Annotated in this window: 11 protein-coding genes, 2 rRNA genes and 2 pseudogenes; 1 reads left to right on the plus strand and 14 read right to left on the minus strand. The window is 48.9% G+C overall.

Annotation, left to right across the window (positions count from 1 at the left end):
* Window positions 1-41: 41 nt before the first annotated feature.
* From L0M14_RS22600 to L0M14_RS22615, 4 genes are all read right to left on the minus strand, one after another.
* Window positions 42-2,985: ribosomal RNA gene (locus L0M14_RS22600) — 23S ribosomal RNA — on the minus strand.
* 274 nt (window positions 2,986-3,259) lie between these two features.
* Window positions 3,260-4,801 (minus strand): 16S ribosomal RNA (locus tag L0M14_RS22605).
* The 16S and 23S rRNA genes sit together here, the layout of an rRNA operon.
* Window positions 4,802-5,254: 453 nt before the next feature.
* Window positions 5,255-6,421 (minus strand): group II intron reverse transcriptase/maturase, encoded by a 1,167-nt coding sequence (gene ltrA / locus L0M14_RS22610; RefSeq protein WP_235118299.1) that lies wholly within the window; start codon window positions 6,419-6,421, stop codon window positions 5,255-5,257.
* Between the two features lie 901 nt (window positions 6,422-7,322).
* Entirely contained in the window at window positions 7,323-8,192 is an 870-nt protein-coding gene (locus L0M14_RS22615; RefSeq protein ID WP_235118786.1) for a nucleotidyltransferase-like protein, read from the minus strand.
* Window positions 8,193-8,322: 130 nt separating this feature from the next.
* Between L0M14_RS22615 and L0M14_RS22620 the strand changes: the two are divergent.
* Window positions 8,323-8,726 (plus strand): annotated as a pseudogene (locus L0M14_RS22620) (DUF2614 family zinc ribbon-containing protein).
* A gap of 71 nt (window positions 8,727-8,797) precedes the next feature.
* Here L0M14_RS22620 and L0M14_RS22625 read toward each other — a convergent pair.
* The 10 genes and pseudogenes from L0M14_RS22625 to gatA all read right to left on the minus strand — a co-directional run bounded on the left by L0M14_RS22625 (window position 8,798) and on the right by gatA (window position 17,076).
* Window positions 8,798-9,001 carry a hypothetical protein gene (locus L0M14_RS22625; protein WP_235118788.1) on the minus strand — a complete coding sequence of 68 codons (204 nt, stop codon included), beginning with the start codon at window positions 8,999-9,001 and terminating at the stop codon, window positions 8,798-8,800.
* Window positions 8,979-10,559 (minus strand): glycosyl hydrolase family 18 protein, encoded by a 1,581-nt coding sequence (locus tag L0M14_RS22630; protein ID WP_235118789.1) that lies wholly within the window; start codon window positions 10,557-10,559, stop codon window positions 8,979-8,981. Before L0M14_RS22630 ends, L0M14_RS22625 begins: the two co-directional genes overlap by 23 nt.
* A 122-nt stretch (window positions 10,560-10,681) precedes the next feature.
* Window positions 10,682-11,116: a peroxide-responsive transcriptional repressor PerR gene (gene perR, locus L0M14_RS22635; protein WP_235118791.1), complete on the minus strand. Its 435-nt coding sequence runs from the start codon at window positions 11,114-11,116 to the stop codon at window positions 10,682-10,684.
* 81 nt (window positions 11,117-11,197) lie between these two features.
* Window positions 11,198-11,821: a DUF6677 family protein gene (locus L0M14_RS22640; protein WP_235118792.1), complete on the minus strand. Its 624-nt coding sequence runs from the start codon at window positions 11,819-11,821 to the stop codon at window positions 11,198-11,200.
* Window positions 11,822-11,847: 26 nt separating this feature from the next.
* Complete coding sequence (locus tag L0M14_RS22645; protein WP_235118793.1) at window positions 11,848-12,180, minus strand: hypothetical protein; 333 nt, start codon at window positions 12,178-12,180, stop codon at window positions 11,848-11,850.
* Window positions 12,131-12,733 carry an RNA polymerase sigma factor gene (locus tag L0M14_RS22650; protein WP_235118794.1) on the minus strand — a complete coding sequence of 201 codons (603 nt, stop codon included), beginning with the start codon at window positions 12,731-12,733 and terminating at the stop codon, window positions 12,131-12,133. Before L0M14_RS22650 ends, L0M14_RS22645 begins: the two co-directional genes overlap by 50 nt.
* Window positions 12,734-12,795: 62 nt before the next feature.
* Entirely contained in the window at window positions 12,796-13,509 is a 714-nt protein-coding gene (locus tag L0M14_RS22655) for an MgtC/SapB family protein (RefSeq protein ID WP_235118795.1), read from the minus strand.
* A 47-nt stretch (window positions 13,510-13,556) separates the two neighbouring features.
* A complete protein-coding gene (locus L0M14_RS22660) occupies window positions 13,557-14,033 on the minus strand; it encodes a GNAT family N-acetyltransferase (RefSeq protein WP_235118797.1) in 477 nt (158 codons plus the stop codon).
* Between the two features lie 95 nt (window positions 14,034-14,128).
* On the minus strand, window positions 14,129-15,580 hold the full coding sequence (gene gatB / locus L0M14_RS22665; RefSeq protein ID WP_235118799.1) for an Asp-tRNA(Asn)/Glu-tRNA(Gln) amidotransferase subunit GatB: 1,452 nt from the start codon (window positions 15,578-15,580) through the stop codon (window positions 14,129-14,131).
* Window positions 15,581-15,616: 36 nt separating this feature from the next.
* Window positions 15,617-17,076: pseudogene (gene gatA, locus L0M14_RS22670) on the minus strand (Asp-tRNA(Asn)/Glu-tRNA(Gln) amidotransferase subunit GatA).
* Between the last annotated feature and the right edge of the window lie 29 nt (window positions 17,077-17,105).

The following is a 17,105-nucleotide window of genomic DNA, read 5'->3' on the forward strand; positions in this document are numbered from 1 at the left end:
TTCTTAATGCTTCCGAAGCTAGCTTGCCTTCGGAATGCTCATAGGTTAAGCCCTCGACCGATTAGTATTCGTCAGCTCCATACATTGCTGCACTTCCACCTCGAACCTATCAACCTCGTCGTCTACAAGGGGTCTTACGAATTGGGAAATCTCATCTTGAGGTGGGCTTCACGCTTAGATGCTTTCAGCGCTTATCCCTTCCGTACATAGCTACCCAGCTATGCCTCTGGCGAGACAACTGGTACACCAGCGGTACGTCCATCCCGGTCCTCTCGTACTAAGGACAGCTCCTCTCAAATTTCCTACGCCCGCGACAGATAGGGACCGAACTGTCTCACGACGTTCTGAACCCAGCTCGCGTACCGCTTTAATGGGCGAACAGCCCAACCCTTGGGACCTACTTCAGCCCCAGGATGCGATGAGCCGACATCGAGGTGCCAAACCTCCCCGTCGATGTGGACTCTTGGGGGAGATAAGCCTGTTATCCCCAGGGTAGCTTTTATCCGTTGAGCGATGGCCCTTCCATTCGGTACCACCGGATCACTAAGCCCGACTTTCGTCCCTGCTCGACCTGTTTGTCTCGCAGTCAAGCTCCTTATGCCTTTTGCACTCTTCGAATGATTTCCAACCATTCTGAGGGAACCTTTAGACGCCTCCGTTACTTTTTAGGAGGCGACCGCCCCAGTCAAACTGCCCACCTGACACTGTCCCCATACCGGATTACGGTACCAGGTTAGAACTCCGATACGATCAGGGTGGTATCCCAACGGCGCCTCCACCCCAAGCTGGCGCTCAGGCTTCAACGGCTCCCACCTATCCTGTACAGATCGTACCAAAGTCCAATATCAAGCTGCAGTAAAGCTCCATGGGGTCTTTCCGTCTTGTCGCGGGTAACCTGCATCTTCACAGGTATTAAAATTTCACCGGATCTCTCGTTGAGACAGCGCCCAAGTCGTTACGCCATTCGTGCGGGTCAGAATTTACCTGACAAGGAATTTCGCTACCTTAGGACCGTTATAGTTACGGCCGCCGTTTACTGGGGCTTCGGTTCACAGCTTCGGGATTACTCCCTCACCCCTCCCCGCCCCCCTTAACCTTCCAGCACCGGGCAGGCGTCAGCCCGTATACTTCGCCTTGCGGCTTCGCACAGACCTGTGTTTTTGCTAAACAGTCGCTTGGGCCTTTTCACTGCGGCCCCCTCGGGCTATTCACCCTACCGAGGCACCCCTTCTCCCGAAGTTACGGGGTCATTTTGCCGAGTTCCTTAACGAGAGTTCTTCCGCGCGCCTTAGAATTCTCTTCTCGCCCACCTGTGTCGGTTTGCGGTACGGGCACCTTCGCCTGGCTAGAAGCTTTTCTTGGCAGTGTGAAACTCATGACCTTCGGTACTATAAATTTCCCTCCCCATCACAGCCCAGCCTTACGGTGTGCGGATTTGCCTACACACCAGCCTCACTGCTTGGACGAGCATCCATCAGCTCGCGTCACTATCCTTCTGCGTCACTCCATCGCTCATAACGGCTACGGTGGTACAGGAATATCAACCTGTTGTCCATCGACTACGCCTTTCGGCCTCGCCTTAGGTCCCGACTGACCCTGAGCGGACGAACCTTCCTCAGGAACCCTTAGGCTTTCGGCGGATCAGATTCTCACTGATCTTTTCGTTACTTATACCGGCATTCTCACTTGAATGCAGTCCACCAGTCCTTCCGGTCTGACTTCTACCCGCATTCAACGCTCCCCTACCCATGCATTACTGCAAGCCATAGCTTCGGTGGCGTGTTTAGCCCCGTTACATTTTCGGCGCAGAGTCACTCGACCAGTGAGCTATTACGCACTCTTTCAATGGTGGCTGCTTCTAAGCCAACATCCTGGTTGTCTGTGCAACTCCACATCCTTTCCCACTTAACACACACTTGGGGACCTTAGCTGATGGTCTGGGCTGTTTCCCTTTTGACAATGGATCTTAGCACTCACTGTCTGACTCCCGGATATGAGTTTGTGGCATTCAGAGTTTGACTGGACTTGGTAACCCTTGGCGGGCCCCGCACCCAATCAGTGCTTTACCTCCACAACTCTTGATTCCGAGGCTAGCCCTAAAGCTATTTCGGGGAGAACCAGCTATCTCCGAGTTCGATTGGAATTTCTCCGCTACCCCCACCTCATCCCCGAATTTTTCAACATTCGTGGGTTCGGGCCTCCAGTGAGTGTTACCTCACCTTCACCCTGGACAGGGGTAGATCACACGGTTTCGGGTCTACGTCCACGTACTAAATCGCCCTATTCAGACTCGCTTTCGCTACGGCTCCGCTTCTTCAGCTTAACCTCGCACGGGAACGTAACTCGCCGGTTCATTCTACAAAAGGCACGCCATCACCCGTGATGCAAACGAGTTTGCATCATAGGGCTCTGACTTCTTGTAAGCACACGGTTTCAGGTTCTTTTTCACTCCGCTTTCGCGGTGCTTTTCACCTTTCCCTCACGGTACTGCTTCACTATCGGTCGCTAGGTAGTATTTAGCCTTGGCAGATGGTCCTGCCGGATTCCGACGGGGTTTCACGTGTCCCGCCGTACTCAGGATCCCTCTAGGCATACGTTTGTTTTTGGCTACGGGGCTTTTACCCTCTTTGCCGGACCTTTCCAGATCACTTCACCTAACAAACTTTTGCCACGTTGAGGTCCTACAACCCCAAGGAGCAAGCTCCTTGGTTTGGGCTAATCCGCGTTCGCTCGCCGCTACTGACGGAATCACATTTTGTTTTCTTTTCCTCCAGGTACTTAGATGTTTCAGTTCCCTGGGTATGCCTCTCATGCAGCTATGTATTCACTGCATAGTAACTGCGCATTACCACAGCTGGGTTCCCCCATTCGGACATCCCCGGATCAAAGCCTGCTTACGGCTCCCCGAGGCATTTCGTCGTTCGCCACGTCCTTCTTCGGCTCCTAGCGCCTAGGCATCCTCCGTGTGCTCTTTCTAGCTTAACCAGCTAAAAATAACTTTCACTAACTGCTGTGACACAGTCAATGAAAAGGATTTCTAAGTTTCACGCTTTACGTTTCGTTTTCGTTATCTAGTTTTCAAGGAACAAGGTTGTGAAAGGGTTTTGGGGCTCCCCGGAAAGTATTCGGAATCGGCTGCGAAGCTTATCTTCACTTTTTGGGGACCAAGATTGACCTTTCAAAACTGAACACGAGTGAAGAAGCTGTTTTGTGCTCTATGAGCACTTGACTGTTCCATCGCAGGAACGAGTCTCCATAGAAAGGAGGTGATCCAGCCGCACCTTCCGATACGGCTACCTTGTTACGACTTCACCCCAATCATCTACCCCACCTTCGGCGGCTGGCTCCTTGCGGTTACCTCACCGACTTCGGGTGTTGTAAACTCTCGTGGTGTGACGGGCGGTGTGTACAAGACCCGGGAACGTATTCACCGCGGCATGCTGATCCGCGATTACTAGCAATTCCGACTTCATGCAGGCGAGTTGCAGCCTGCAATCCGAACTGAGATCGCCTTTTTAGGATTGGCTCCAGATCGCTCCTTCGCTTCCCGTTGTAACGACCATTGTAGTACGTGTGTAGCCCAGGTCATAAGGGGCATGATGATTTGACGTCATCCCCACCTTCCTCCGGTTTGTCACCGGCAGTCATCTTAGAGTGCCCACCCGAAGTGCTGGCAACTAAGATCAAGGGTTGCGCTCGTTGCGGGACTTAACCCAACATCTCACGACACGAGCTGACGACAACCATGCACCACCTGTCTCCTCTGCCCCGAAAGGAAGCCCTATCTCTAGGACGGTCAGAGGGATGTCAAGACCTGGTAAGGTTCTTCGCGTTGCTTCGAATTAAACCACATACTCCACTGCTTGTGCGGGTCCCCGTCAATTCCTTTGAGTTTCACTCTTGCGAGCGTACTCCCCAGGCGGCATGCTTACTGTGTTTACTTCGGCACCGAGGAATCGAATCCCCGACACCTAGCATGCATCGTTTACGGCGTGGACTACCAGGGTATCTAATCCTGTTTGCTCCCCACGCTTTCGCGCCTCAGCGTCAGTTATAGGCCAGAAAGTCGCCTTCGCCACTGGTGTTCCTCCACATCTCTACGCATTTCACCGCTACACGTGGAATTCCACTTTCCTCTCCTACACTCAAGCCATCCAGTTTTCGATGCGAACCGGGGTTGAGCCCCGGGCTTAAACACCAAACTTAAATAGCCGCCTGCGCGCGCTTTACGCCCAATAATTCCGGACAACGCTTGCCCCCTACGTATTACCGCGGCTGCTGGCACGTAGTTAGCCGGGGCTTTCTTCTCCTATACCGTCACACACCAGGCAGTTACTCCTGATGCTGTTCGTCTAGGGCAACAGAGCTTTACGATCCGAAAACCTTCATCACTCACGCGGCGTTGCTCCGTCAGACTTTCGTCCATTGCGGAAGATTCCCTACTGCTGCCTCCCGTAGGAGTCTGGGCCGTGTCTCAGTCCCAGTGTGGCCGTTCACCCTCTCAGGTCGGCTACGCATCGTCGCCTTGGTGAGCTGTTACCTCACCAACTAGCTAATGCGCCGCAGGCCCATCTGTAAGCCACAGCTTGCACCGTGTTTCATGATCTCCCCATGCAGAGAAACCAGCTATCCGGTCTTAGCTATCGTTTCCGATAGTTATCCCGCTCTTACAGGCAGGTTGCCTACGTGTTACTCACCCGTCCGCCGCTAGCTTGTCCCCGAAGGGACAAGCCCGCTCGACTTGCATGTATTAGGCACGCCGCCAGCGTTCGTCCTGAGCCAGGATCAAACTCTCCAATAAGGTAAACCTATTGTTAAGCTGAATAGCTCAATGTCAAAGCTGACGAGATTTTACAATCTCTTTGTTTAAAGTCGAAAAATCGACTCACTTCTTCACTCGTTGTTCAGTTTTCAAAGAACAATTTCTGACTTTGTTTGCACCACTGTTTCAGCGGCGACTTTTTTAATATATCACATTCACCCAGTTCGATGCAAGCTTTTTTTCAAAAAAATCTTTTTCGGCTTGACTCATACGAAGTAAGATTATAGCCCGTTTTTAGCGGCGAGGATTAATTTATCACAGTAGGTATCCGTTCGTCAAGAAAATAGTAGAGTAAGACGGGGGATTACTCCCCCGGACTCCTCATCAAACCGTGCATGCGGATTTCCCGCACACGGCTTTCCTTCGTCAGTTCCCCATCTTCAGGAGTGAGTCGTCTTCACCCGTCACCGGATTGCAAATTTCACTGCTGAATTAGAAACGTGTGGTGAGTAAGTTTGTTAGAAATACCATCCCTGCTTCTTCCAATACTTTGTTTGGAATAAGCCGGTTTGAAACCGTAGACTTCTTTTTCCGCATAAAAGCTCGCACTCTCATGCGTGTCCATTCGTCTAGGCGTTGAAACTTTTTCTTTACGTTCCCAATCCCAAAATAGTTACCAAACCCGCGTGACACTTCATTTAGCTTCTTCATCATTTCGTTAAGGTTGTTACCTTGCTGCCTTCGGGTGATCTTGTGGACTTTCTCTTTGTACTTCTTCACTTTTGCGTCCGGCAAGATGAGATATTCTTTCCAGAAGTCAAATCCTAGAAAACGGAATCCTTCATCGAATTGCACCACTTTCGTTTTCTCTGGATGCATTCTCAGCTGAAGTTCCCCTTCTAAGATGGTTTTTGCCGTTTGGTATGCTTCTTCTGCTCGCTCCTTTGTTTTGCAAAGAATAACTGCATCATCTGCATATCTGACCACAGCAAACCCCTTCTCCTTCATACTCCAGTCGAAATGATTCAGATATAGATTCGCAAGTAATGGACTGATGACCCCGCCTTGTGGGGACCCGACTAACGTTTCATGGAACTGATCATCTTCCATGACTCCTGCGGTGAGCCATCCGCGAATGAGCGTCAGCACTTTACCGTCGGTTATTCGTTCACGAACCTTTTCCATCAGCAGTTCATGCGGAATTTCATCGAAAAAGGATATAATGTCGAGGTCTACCACATAGTCGTATCCGCCGCGCTTTGCTCGTCGAATCGTGTTTATTGCTTGATGCGCAGAGTATCCAGGTCGGAAGCCAAAGCTGTAGTAGTAGAAGTCTTGCTCAAAGATCGGCTCGATGATTTGACGTACAGCCTGCTGGCATACGCGATCTCGGATTGTGGGAATGCCTAACGGTCTTAACTTCCCGTTTTCCTTCTCGATGAAATGTCGCCTGACAGGGTCGGGTTTGTACCGATCTTGTTGCAGTAGCCTTTGGATTTCCTTTAGGTTGATGCCTATGTTCTTCTCGAACATACCAATGCTTACCCCATCAATTCCGCCACTTCCTTGATTCTTCTTTACTGCCAGCCAGGCTTCATTCAGATTGTCCATTTGATATATTTTGTCGATCAGGGAGTAGTATCGTCGTTTCGGTTTCATTGGTGTTTCACCACCTTTACCTGCTACTCACCAAGCTGATCTTGTTCGCGCTACAGATGATCGATTCCTTACTCGTTCTACCTCATGCAACCGCGTGTTAGAAAAAATTTTTTTTCAATCGCTCCTGTTGCCTGAGGTGTACTCAGGTCGCCAGTTTGCCTCTATCCCCAAGCGCTATCTCGCTCTCGGCGGGACGCACCCTCTTGGTCATACCCTCTCTGGTTTAAGGCGCTTACGATCTCCACTCACTTGAACTCACAGTCTTTGACGAAGCACGTTCCCTTTGCCTCTGTCTTCCCTCTTTTGAAGTGGAAGCAGGTTATGCGACTAAGAATATTTTTTTCCCCACGCGCATACTCATCCGAGTTTTCCCCTCTAGACTGTTACCAGCTTTCATCGGCTCAGACTTATTCGCTACTACGGAACGATCCGCCATCTCGCAGTTCATCGATTTGGCTTTCCCCTTAGGGTTATACCTTGCCTACCTCACACGCGTTTGCGCAGAGGAAACTACGAGACTTCCCCTCAGTTATCTGCACATTCTGTTCCATCCATCCTGACCCTAATCACGTAGATGAGCCTTGCAGGTCATATCCCTTTCGCGCTTTCCTGCAAGATATGCCTATGGCATAGATTTCCCCGTTTTTCCGGCGGGTCATCCAACATCTCCGCCACCTCTGGTTCACCGCATTCCGGGCTGGACTTTGCCTGCAGGCCCTTCGGATTCCCCCTCGCGAGAGACACCCTGCCAATCCTTCTCCTACTGGAGTTAGGACTTCTGCTTCGGCTACGGCACTTTAAAGGGTAAAGTTACCGAGTGGATTTGAACCACTTAGATTGTGCGACTGTGAGGCGCACAAAAAAAGAATCAACCAATAGGTCGATTCAAGATATGTTGGGGTTACAGGGTTGTATATTTGAGTTCTAGCTCGGATATGTCATCGTCCATTGGTACGGCAACTTCTTTGATAAGCCCCTTCTTCACTAGCTTGTTAAGCAACAGCGGCAGCTCAGCACTCACCTCAATTAGAAGCGGATGAAGCTGCAATTCCTCTACGCTGACAGGCTTCTCATTTTCTGCGAGAACCGTGATAATTCCTTTGCAGCAGCGTTCCATTTTGGACATAACAGAAAATTCACAAGCAAGCAGCACGAGTTGAACCCTTTGCTTGATTGTCTCCTTGCTCATCGTTAGTTCCTCATAGAGCTTGTATACCCCCGGGTTAATGGAACGAATTTGTTTCCATACTGTAATCTCAGGGTGATACCCCTCCTCGATGATAACAATGCGCGCCCAATGGTGTAGAGCTTCGAGTATGTTGTTGAAAGCATCCAGCAAATGCTCATCAAGAAGGTATTCCTTACTTTGCAGGTATTTTCGCAGAAATAATGAAAATTCAATAAGTAGTTTGTGTTCTCGTAAATCCGCAGGAAATTCAAGCATTCTATGGCGAAGGCCTTCTAAGTATGTATGGTGATCCAGAAGTATCTCCCCTTTTAACAGCCAATGAATGATATTACGGTTCTCTCCGTTCCGAATCCATTGCTCAAGTGTAGCCGGCTCAATCCATCTTTCTTGTATACGAAGGTCCTCTCTTATATAATTAAAAGTATAATTGTTCAGACTCAGATTACTTGTAATTATGAGAAGCAGTATATCGAACCCGTCTGTCAGCGCGGGAAGCTGCTTAGGGTTATCAACCGACATGACACTGATAATTTGTTCGTCACTGCGGAACTTAAGCAATAGCTGCTCTTTATCGATTCCCATGGGTATCAGAAGCTCCTGTCTTGATTTGGATATTATTTATTTCTACAAGGAAGATGGAGTTTCCTGCTGAATACTGTGACAATTCACACAAAAAACGGTTAGAGCAACCAGTGGAGAGGAAGTATGGAAAGTGCGTTTTAAATCTAGCAAGGTGAATGAATTTCGACTTTGGGGACTTGCCTTAACAATGGGCGGGATGCTGCTTATGATCGTCGGACTTGCAGGTATTGTTTTTGATTGGGGACAGGTCGGCAGAATAATGGCCATTATCTTTATGATTATCGGAATGATCACCATGATGGTCAGCATGGGTATATATTTTTGGCGGGGATGCTTTCTACCTCTGCAACCGTCCTAGACTGCCCCGAATGCGGAAGACGTACGAAGATGCTCGGCAAGACCGACCGCTGCATGTTTTGCAAAACGATCTTGACGGTCGATCCACAGTATCAGGCAGAAGATCAAGAATCTCCAAACCTAGGCAGTATGCAGTCACTAGAACCAAATCGAGATCATGAGCATAAGCCTCATTGATCCAATAATTAATGAGTTCAACGTTCACTTAAAGACGCAAGTGTTTGTCTAGTGCGAAAAAAGCCGACCCGTTATGGGCCGGCTTTCTTCATGTCTGCGGATTCATTATGCAGCGTTTCATCAATTGTGTTCCACATTTCTTTAGTCTCAAAGCCGCGCCTCCATGAGGCTATACCAGCTAAATCGTATTTATGAGCCAATCCAACTCTTGATTGAACGGATATCTCATCTTCCAGCCAAATCCGCACAAGGTTATCCCCATCTTTGAATTCCACATAATTCTGCCCCGCATCCGGCAAAAAGACAGGTGTCAGCTTTTTTCTCTTTGATGATGGACTGAGCTTGTTCCATGGAGAGCGTCTTGGATCTCACCACTGTTTTGCCATTCTTTGTTTGTTCTGTCCATTGGCGTGTATAAAATGGCATTCCTAGCACAACCTTAGATGATGGAACCTTCTCTACATCCAAAAGCTGCACAAGCGATTTCTCTGCCCAAGGCAACGAAGACACTGAACCTGATTTGGGACTGGTAGCCCAATATTCGTCGTAAGCCATAAGCATCATGTAGTCAACAACTTCCCCCAAAGCAGGCCTGTCATAAAATACGGACCACATTTCGTTGGATGACTTCGGCGTGACGTCAATAGAAACCGCCAGTCCTTGCTCATGCATGAGAGGAGTCATTTCCCGAACGAATTGTACTAGGTTCTCTTTGTCTTTTACATATACATTTTCAAAATCGATATTGAAGCCTTGCAAATCGTAAGTCTTCGCGAATCCAAGCAGCTGTTTAATCATTTTCATGCGCAGATCATAGGTAGATAACGCTTTAGAGGTCCGATCCGGCTCAAAACCATTGCTAAACAGTGCCCACACCTGATAATTACGAGCGTGAGCCCACTTCACATAAGCGGAATCTGCAGAATTGCTGACTTTGCCCGTGTCGTTAGCCAAGGAGAACCAGGTGGGACTAATGACGTTCAGGCCAGGCATGTCAGAAATTTTGGAGGTGTCGGGATTCTTCGATATGACATGCTCCCATGTTACATTTAGTTTGCCCTCAGGTGGCTTCGGTGCGAATTGCGCTTCTTCACCTTTTTGAACAGGTATGGTTTCTTCGTGGTCCAGAGTAACGGCACCCTTTTTAACATAACCTATTGGCCCTGTTTTCTGCTGGACTTGGAGCCAGCCATTCTCCTCGCCCAGGATTATGACCTGCTCGTCAGGTGCCGCCTCAGAGACTATTGGCATTTTTACCGAAGCGCCGGTCCGAAGCTGCGTTTTGTCCTGAGCATTCATTTTCCCCCATTGAACATGATCGCCTTGTTTGAACAGCATCACCGCACCGGATGCATCCGATTCTCTAATTTCGATATGATACAATTCCTGGAGTGGATCAATCGGCACGTAGATCTCTTGATCCTTCTTCTCTACCGGGAACGATAATGTATACGGTTTCTCATTCATAAAAGCGGAAAGCTCACTTGTTTTAAAACGCAGAACCTTGTCTTTCGTTGTTATAATTACGGAATCGCTTGACTTCTCAAAGACAATCGTCGGATCAATCCATTCCTGGATAAGTTCGAGAGGAAGCTTGATAGCATCTTTTTCACCAATTGCACTGGTCTTAAAGTATTTGCCTTGGTAAAAGACAGGTTTGCTTAGATCATGAAAATCGGTGGCTACATGCTGCTTATTAGGCGCCAAGTACCGGAAAAAGAAATATACGATACCGGATGCAAGTATCAAAAGAACAATGAATAACAGGAATATAATCCGTCCTATCGATTTTTTTTTGCGTCGAGCCCTTGGTTCGGTCAAAGGTGGATACAAGTTTTCACTTCCTTTTAGCCATTTACAAATAGAAAAACGTGTTATCCGCTTCTCGATAAGAAGGTTCAAACACGTTTATTATACAATAGAATACGTATAAAAGAGGAATTCTGCGAGATGTGTTAATGTTTGGTAATCCCCGTGCAATCCGGGCAAACACCGTAAACTTCGAGTCTATGCCCTCGGACTTGAAAGCCCGTCTGAACGGCGGCCGTCGCCTCAACATCGTGGAGCGGAGGATATTCAAAATCAGTGATCTTGCCGCATACCTCACAAAGTGCGTGGTAATGATCCGTCATATCCGCATCAAATCTGCTGGAGCTGTCACCGTAAGTCAGTTCACGAACGAGTCCCGCTTCGATAAACACTTTGAGATTATTGTAAACCGTGGCAACACTCATATTCGGAAACTTCGTTTCAAGCGCTTTATAAATGTCATCAGCAGTCGGATGAGTCATGGAATCCAGTAAATAAGATAGAATGGCGTGCCGCTGCGGGGTCATTCGTACTCCTGTTGTTTTTAACTTGGCAAGAGCCTGTTCTAGTTGTACTACCATGAATTCTCACCACCTGATGTGTTATCTGTAATGCTTTACATTATATTGTACGTGCGTTTACAGACTTTTGTCAACGTGGCGCTACTTGTTTTTGCGTGATTCAAGCAGGAACACGACCATCCCCGCAAGGATTAAAACAACAGACCCAATGTAAGAACCGAAGAGGTCGAAGATTGCTTCAAACCATCTCGGCTTGGAGCTGAGCAGAAAAAACAGAACACCAGCCGCAATGAGCAAAACACCGAGGTTGCTGCCGCGCATAAGCTTATAAATAGGATCATCTAAATCGTCTTGAGCGGCAAGCTCGCCCAACTCGTTCCGACGATTAGTTCTGTCTGTTGATTGCAGCGCATCAAACAGGTTGTAAAAATAAATGACCGGCAGGATTAATGCAAAGAAGGTCATAAGAGCAGTGCTTGTATGCTCCTGTGTATTAAGGCCCACCATCATCACAATATCGATAATAATGAGCATCATAATAAATAGGCCGCGCTGCATCAGGCCTAAATATAGGTGTCCTGTGCCTGGAACGAGGAACGCCAAAGCACCGGTAACCCATTTCCGCTTCTTTGGAGACTGATTATATGGTGAGGTATAGGCGCTGTTGACATAGGACATGTTGGAATTCGATGAAAAAGGCTTGCCGAGCAGATCATCCTGCTGTGAAAAATCTGTAAAGCGATCGTGTTCTCTTGGAATGTTCAAGTGTTAAAACCTCCGTTCTAGGCATATTAGGAAGGAAGATAGTGAGTTAAGTCAGCTATATAAGAGGAAAGCTGGTTAATTCCTGAGTCAATCGTGACTAGCTTATGTATGAGTCCAGACTGGATAAAGAGAATGGTGGCTGCCGATGCGATGAGTCCATGAAGAAGCTGACTTTTGCGTCGGGATGAAGCGGCCTTAGGTCTTGGAGTTGAGGCGCTTGGAGCTGAGACACTCTCCTCCAGCACTTGACGCATGACCCGGTCCGTAAAGCCATCGGACGTTGACTCAAGCGGCATTTCATCAAGTAGGTTATTCAGGTATGACGTGAACTGCTCGTTGTCCTCCTGCTTCCTGTTCATGTGGATTCACCTCCAACCATTTCTGCTTAAGCAGCGCCTTGCCCCGATACAGCCTAGTCTCAATCGTTTTGACAGGTAAACCCGTTACTTGCGACATCTCTTGATAGGACAGCTGCTTATAGTGATACAAATACAAAATCACTCTGTATTTATCGGGGAGGCCCGCCAGCAAATTTTGTATTTGCTGCCTTTCATCCTTTATGAGCGTCATTTGTTCAGGCTGTTCCTTGGGCTCCGTAAGCCACCCCTTCATTTTATCCAAGAGGGCCACGTACGGCTTCCGCTTCTGAGTGCGTCTGTAGTCGCTCACCATGTTGACTGTCATTCGATATAACCAGGTAGTAAGCTTCGATTCTCCACGGAAGCCAGGTAGCGAGCGATACAGCTTGACGAACACTTCCTGGGTTAAGTCCTCAGCAGTCTCCCTGTGCTCTACCATTTTGTAGATGAGCGTATAAATGTAATTCTTATGACGCTCTACCATGATCCGATAGGCTTCGGTCTGACCTTGACGGATCATCTCCACAAGCTGCTCATCCGTCAAATTGTCCATGCTTGGCACCCCCTTCCATTCGTACAAAAGCTTAGACGCCTGGCTGTTCAGATCCCCTTCACTTACACCTTACTTTTTTCAATGACAACTTCTTCCACTCCAATAATTTTGTTAACACCTTCTAAAACGGATATAATAACGGCCGGTTTAGGAACCGTAACATAGAACGTGAGCTGGATCACCTTCATGTCAGGAGAGCGATCACTCTTTTGATCTTCCATTGCAATTTTGCGGATGTCTACTTTCTTCTCATCAAGCAATGCTGTAATGGAGGCTAAAATACCCGGTTGATCGGTAGCCGTTATTTTGAGGATGCGAAGCTTTTTACCGCTAAAATATTTGTGCTCCACTTTGTTAAGGATCCACAAGCTGATCAGCACCATCATACAGGCCAAAACTGCCGGGTAGTAGAAGCCCGCTCCTACAGCCAAACCGATGCCGGCAACAACCCAAAGCGATGCCGCGGTCGTTAGCCCTGTAATTGACCTGCCGTTAAATATAATCGTACCCGCGCCTAAAAAACCAATGCCGCTAATCACCTGAGCAGCAAGTCGGGAGGGGTCGATCCGAACGTTCACTTCATTGACGAAAGCGCTAAAGCCGTACATGGATAGAAGCATCACAAGCGCTGAACCTACACATACAAGTATGTGCGTTCTCAGACCCGCGGCATGGCTGCTCACTTCCCTCTCGAAGCCGATAAGCCCTCCCAAGAGAAGCGCTAAAAACAAACGTATCGTGACATGTAATTGATCGATGACCCATGGGTTACTCATATAATGTTCACTCCTCGATGTAGATTCAAGATGCAGACTCAATCAGATCATCCTGCGGGACGTTCGAAGACAGTCAAGGTAATCCCAGGACCGACAGTGAGCGTGCGTCGCTTGGCGAATCCAAAGCTTTGGTATAATTCAACGGCCGGGTAGTTGGCTGCGCCAGTCGAAACAACAAAGCGTGAAGCTCCACGCTCCTCTTGCTCTGCGAGCACGAACTGGAGCAAGCTACTTGCAATCCCGCGGCGAAAGTAATCCGGATGAACCATCATACGGCAGATTGTTACAACTGACCCGTCACAGGAATAGGAAATAACGCCCGCAAGCGTGCTCACTCCATCATCATCCAGGAAATAGCCGATAAACGTTTCCGTAGAGGAACGAATCGACGCGATTCCATCTTTAAGCGGAGGAATATCCTCAAAGCCGATCAGTTGAGCTTCTACCCGGTAAGAAGCCGTTTGCAGAGTGAGTAGTGTAAGAATCTCTTCATTGGTTTCTAAAGGAAGCTTCCTAATGGTCATAGCTATGACTTTCCCCCCTTATATGTGTATAGGTAATTAGTCATTTAATAAGAAAAAAAGTGGTGTCCTTATACAGGATCACCACTCTCATCTTATCATTTGCTATTGAGACACTCCACTATTAATTTGTTGACAAGTCCTGGGTTCGCCTTGCCCTTGGTCTCTTTCATCACTTGCCCAACAAGGAAGCCAACGGCTTTCTCCTTGCCCGCTTTATAGTCGGCGACTGACTGAGGACTGCCGTCTACGACCTTTTCTACGATTGCTTTAATCGCGCCCTCATCGCTGATTTGCACCAGACCTTGCTCCTCAACAATTTTCTGTGGATCTTTGCCGGATTCGATCATCTCTTTGAATACGGTTTTGGCGATTTTACTGGAGATCGTGCCTTTCTCGATCAAGCCGATCATTTCGCCCAGCCCTTTGCCTGTTACCTTCACATCCTGCAGCTCCAGGTTATTCGCATTCAGGTATCCAAGAAGATCACCCATGATCCAGTTAGAAACCGCTTTGGCGTCTTTCGTATACTGCAGGCTCTCCTCAAAGAAATCGGCCAGCTTCATCGAAGCTGTGATGACTTCGGCATCATAGCTAGGAAGACCATGCTCACTCGTATATCTCGCTTTACGCGCATCCGGCAGCTCTGGAATTGATTCTCTAACACGATCCTTCCAAGCATCGTCTATGTAAAGGCTGACCAGGTCCGGGTCCGGGAAGTACCGGTAATCGTGCGCCTGCTCTTTGCCACGCATGGTCAAGGTTTTGCCTTGGGCATCATCCCAGCGGCGTGTCTCCTGCACGACTTCACCGCCGCTGCGGAGAATATCCGCTTGGCGAAGCTCTTCATACTCGAGACCTCTTTGAACGCCGCGGAACGAGTTCATGTTCTTGAGTTCGGCTCTTGTGCCGAATTTCTCTTGTCCGACAGGGCGCAAGCTGATGTTCGCGTCGCAGCGAAGAGAGCCCTCTTCCATTTTGACATCGGAAACGTCGCAATACAGCATGATTGCTTTCAGCTTCTCGAGATACGCGCGCGCTTCTTCCGGGGAACGCAGGTCTGGTTCCGATACGATTTCGATCAAAGGTGTTCCAACACGGTTGAAATCAACCAGGGAAGCATACCCTCCATCCACATGCGTCAGCTTACCGGCGTCTTCCTCCAGGTGAACACGGGTAATGCCGATTCGTTTTGTTACACCGTTCACTTCGATATCGATCCAGCCGTTCTCGCCAATCGGTTGATCATATTGGGAGATTTGGTACGCTTTAGGTGAATCTGGGTAAAAGTAATTTTTGCGGTCAAACTTGCTATTCGTTGCAATCGTGCAGTTCAGCGCCATTGACGCTTTCATCGCGTACTCTACCGCTCTGCGGTTCAATACAGGCAGCACGCCAGGGTGCCCCAAGCAAACCGGACAGGTGTTGGTGTTCGGCGGCGCTCCGAACGAGGTTGCGCAGCCGCAAAATATTTTGGATGCGGTATGAAGCTCCACATGGACCTCCAGACCGATGACTGTTTCAAATTGGGTATCCGTCGTTACCGTCAAGATGTCGTGCCTCCTTATAACTAAAGTGATTCCTGCTTACAATTGAGGGCGTTGTTTATGATGGTCGGTGTTCTGCTCAAAGGCATGCGCCACGCGAAGAACAGTCGACTCATCCAGTGCCTTGCCGATGATTTGCAGTCCAACCGGCATTCCGCCGACGAAGCCGCAAGGAACGCTGATTGCAGGAACACCGGCCAAGTTCACCGGAATTGTCATAATATCATTCAAGTACATCGTCAGCGGATCGTCCGTCTGTTCGCCGATTTTGAACGCCGGGGTTGGCGCAGTAGGCCCGATGATGACATCATACTTGGCAAACACATTATCGAAGTCCTGCTTGATTAAGGTACGGACTTTTTGCGCTTTCAGGTAATAAGCGTCGTAGTAGCCTGAGCTAAGCGCATAGGTGCCTAGCATAATACGGCGCTTCACTTCGGGACCGAAGCCTTCGCTGCGGGACATGTGGTACACGTCGAGCAGGTTGCGCGCGTTATCGGAACGCACCCCTGTAGCGGACGCCGTCAAAGCGAGCCAGGTTGGAGGATGCTTCCGACGAAGCAAGCAAGTAGTAGGTAGCAACCGCATATTCGGAATGAGGCATGTCCACTTCTTCCCCAGACAGCACCCAGACCTTCCAGCACTTTGAGTGCTTCCAGCACTTTATCCTTCACGGCAGGGTCGATACCCTTGCCCATGTATTCCTTCGGTACGCCTATACGTAAGCCTTTGACATCGCCGGTAAGAGCGCTCAAATAGTCGGGAATGTCGACCTTCGCTGACGTCGAATCGCTAGGATCATGTCCAGCGATCGCTTGAAGCAGATAGGCCGAGTCTTCCACGTTCTTGGTCAGCGGTCCGATTTGGTCAAGCGAGGATGCAAAAGCAACCAAGCCAAAACGGGAAACAAGACCGTAAGTCGGCTTCATGCCGACGATGCCGCAATAAGCGGCGGGTTGACGAATCGATCCGCCGGTATCGGAGCCGAGCGCGAAATACACCTCGCCTGCTGCAACTGCCGCAGCGGAGCCGCCGCTGGAGCCGCCTGGAACATACTCGATGTTCCACGGATTATAGGAAGGATGGAAAGCAGAATTCTCGTTGGAGCCGCCCATGGCGAACTCGTCCATGTTCAGCTTGCCGATGGTCACGGTTTGTGCGTCTTTCAGCTTGCGTACGACAGTGGCATCGTAAATCGGATTGTAATTCGATAGAAACTTGCTGGCGCAAGTCGTTTTCAAGCCTTCTGTTACAATGTTATCCTTGATGCCGATCGGAAGTCCGAACAAAAGCCCTCTAGAGCTGTCTCCAAGCAGCTGCTCATCCAGCTTCTTTGCGGACTCGCGAGCTCCTTCTTCATCCAGCGTAAGAAAAGCTTGGACTTTCCCGTCTACTTCCTTGATTCGTGTATAAGATTGATCCACTAAATCGGCTACCTTCAGCTCTTTGCTGTGCAGCTTATTGTGGAGTTGTTGTAAGGTTAGATCAAACAAAGACAACGACAGGCACTCCCTTCCATATGTATGTA

This window comes from Paenibacillus hexagrammi (genome assembly GCF_021513275.1).
GTDB classification, from domain to species: Bacteria; Bacillota; Bacilli; order Paenibacillales; family NBRC-103111; genus Paenibacillus_E; species Paenibacillus_E hexagrammi.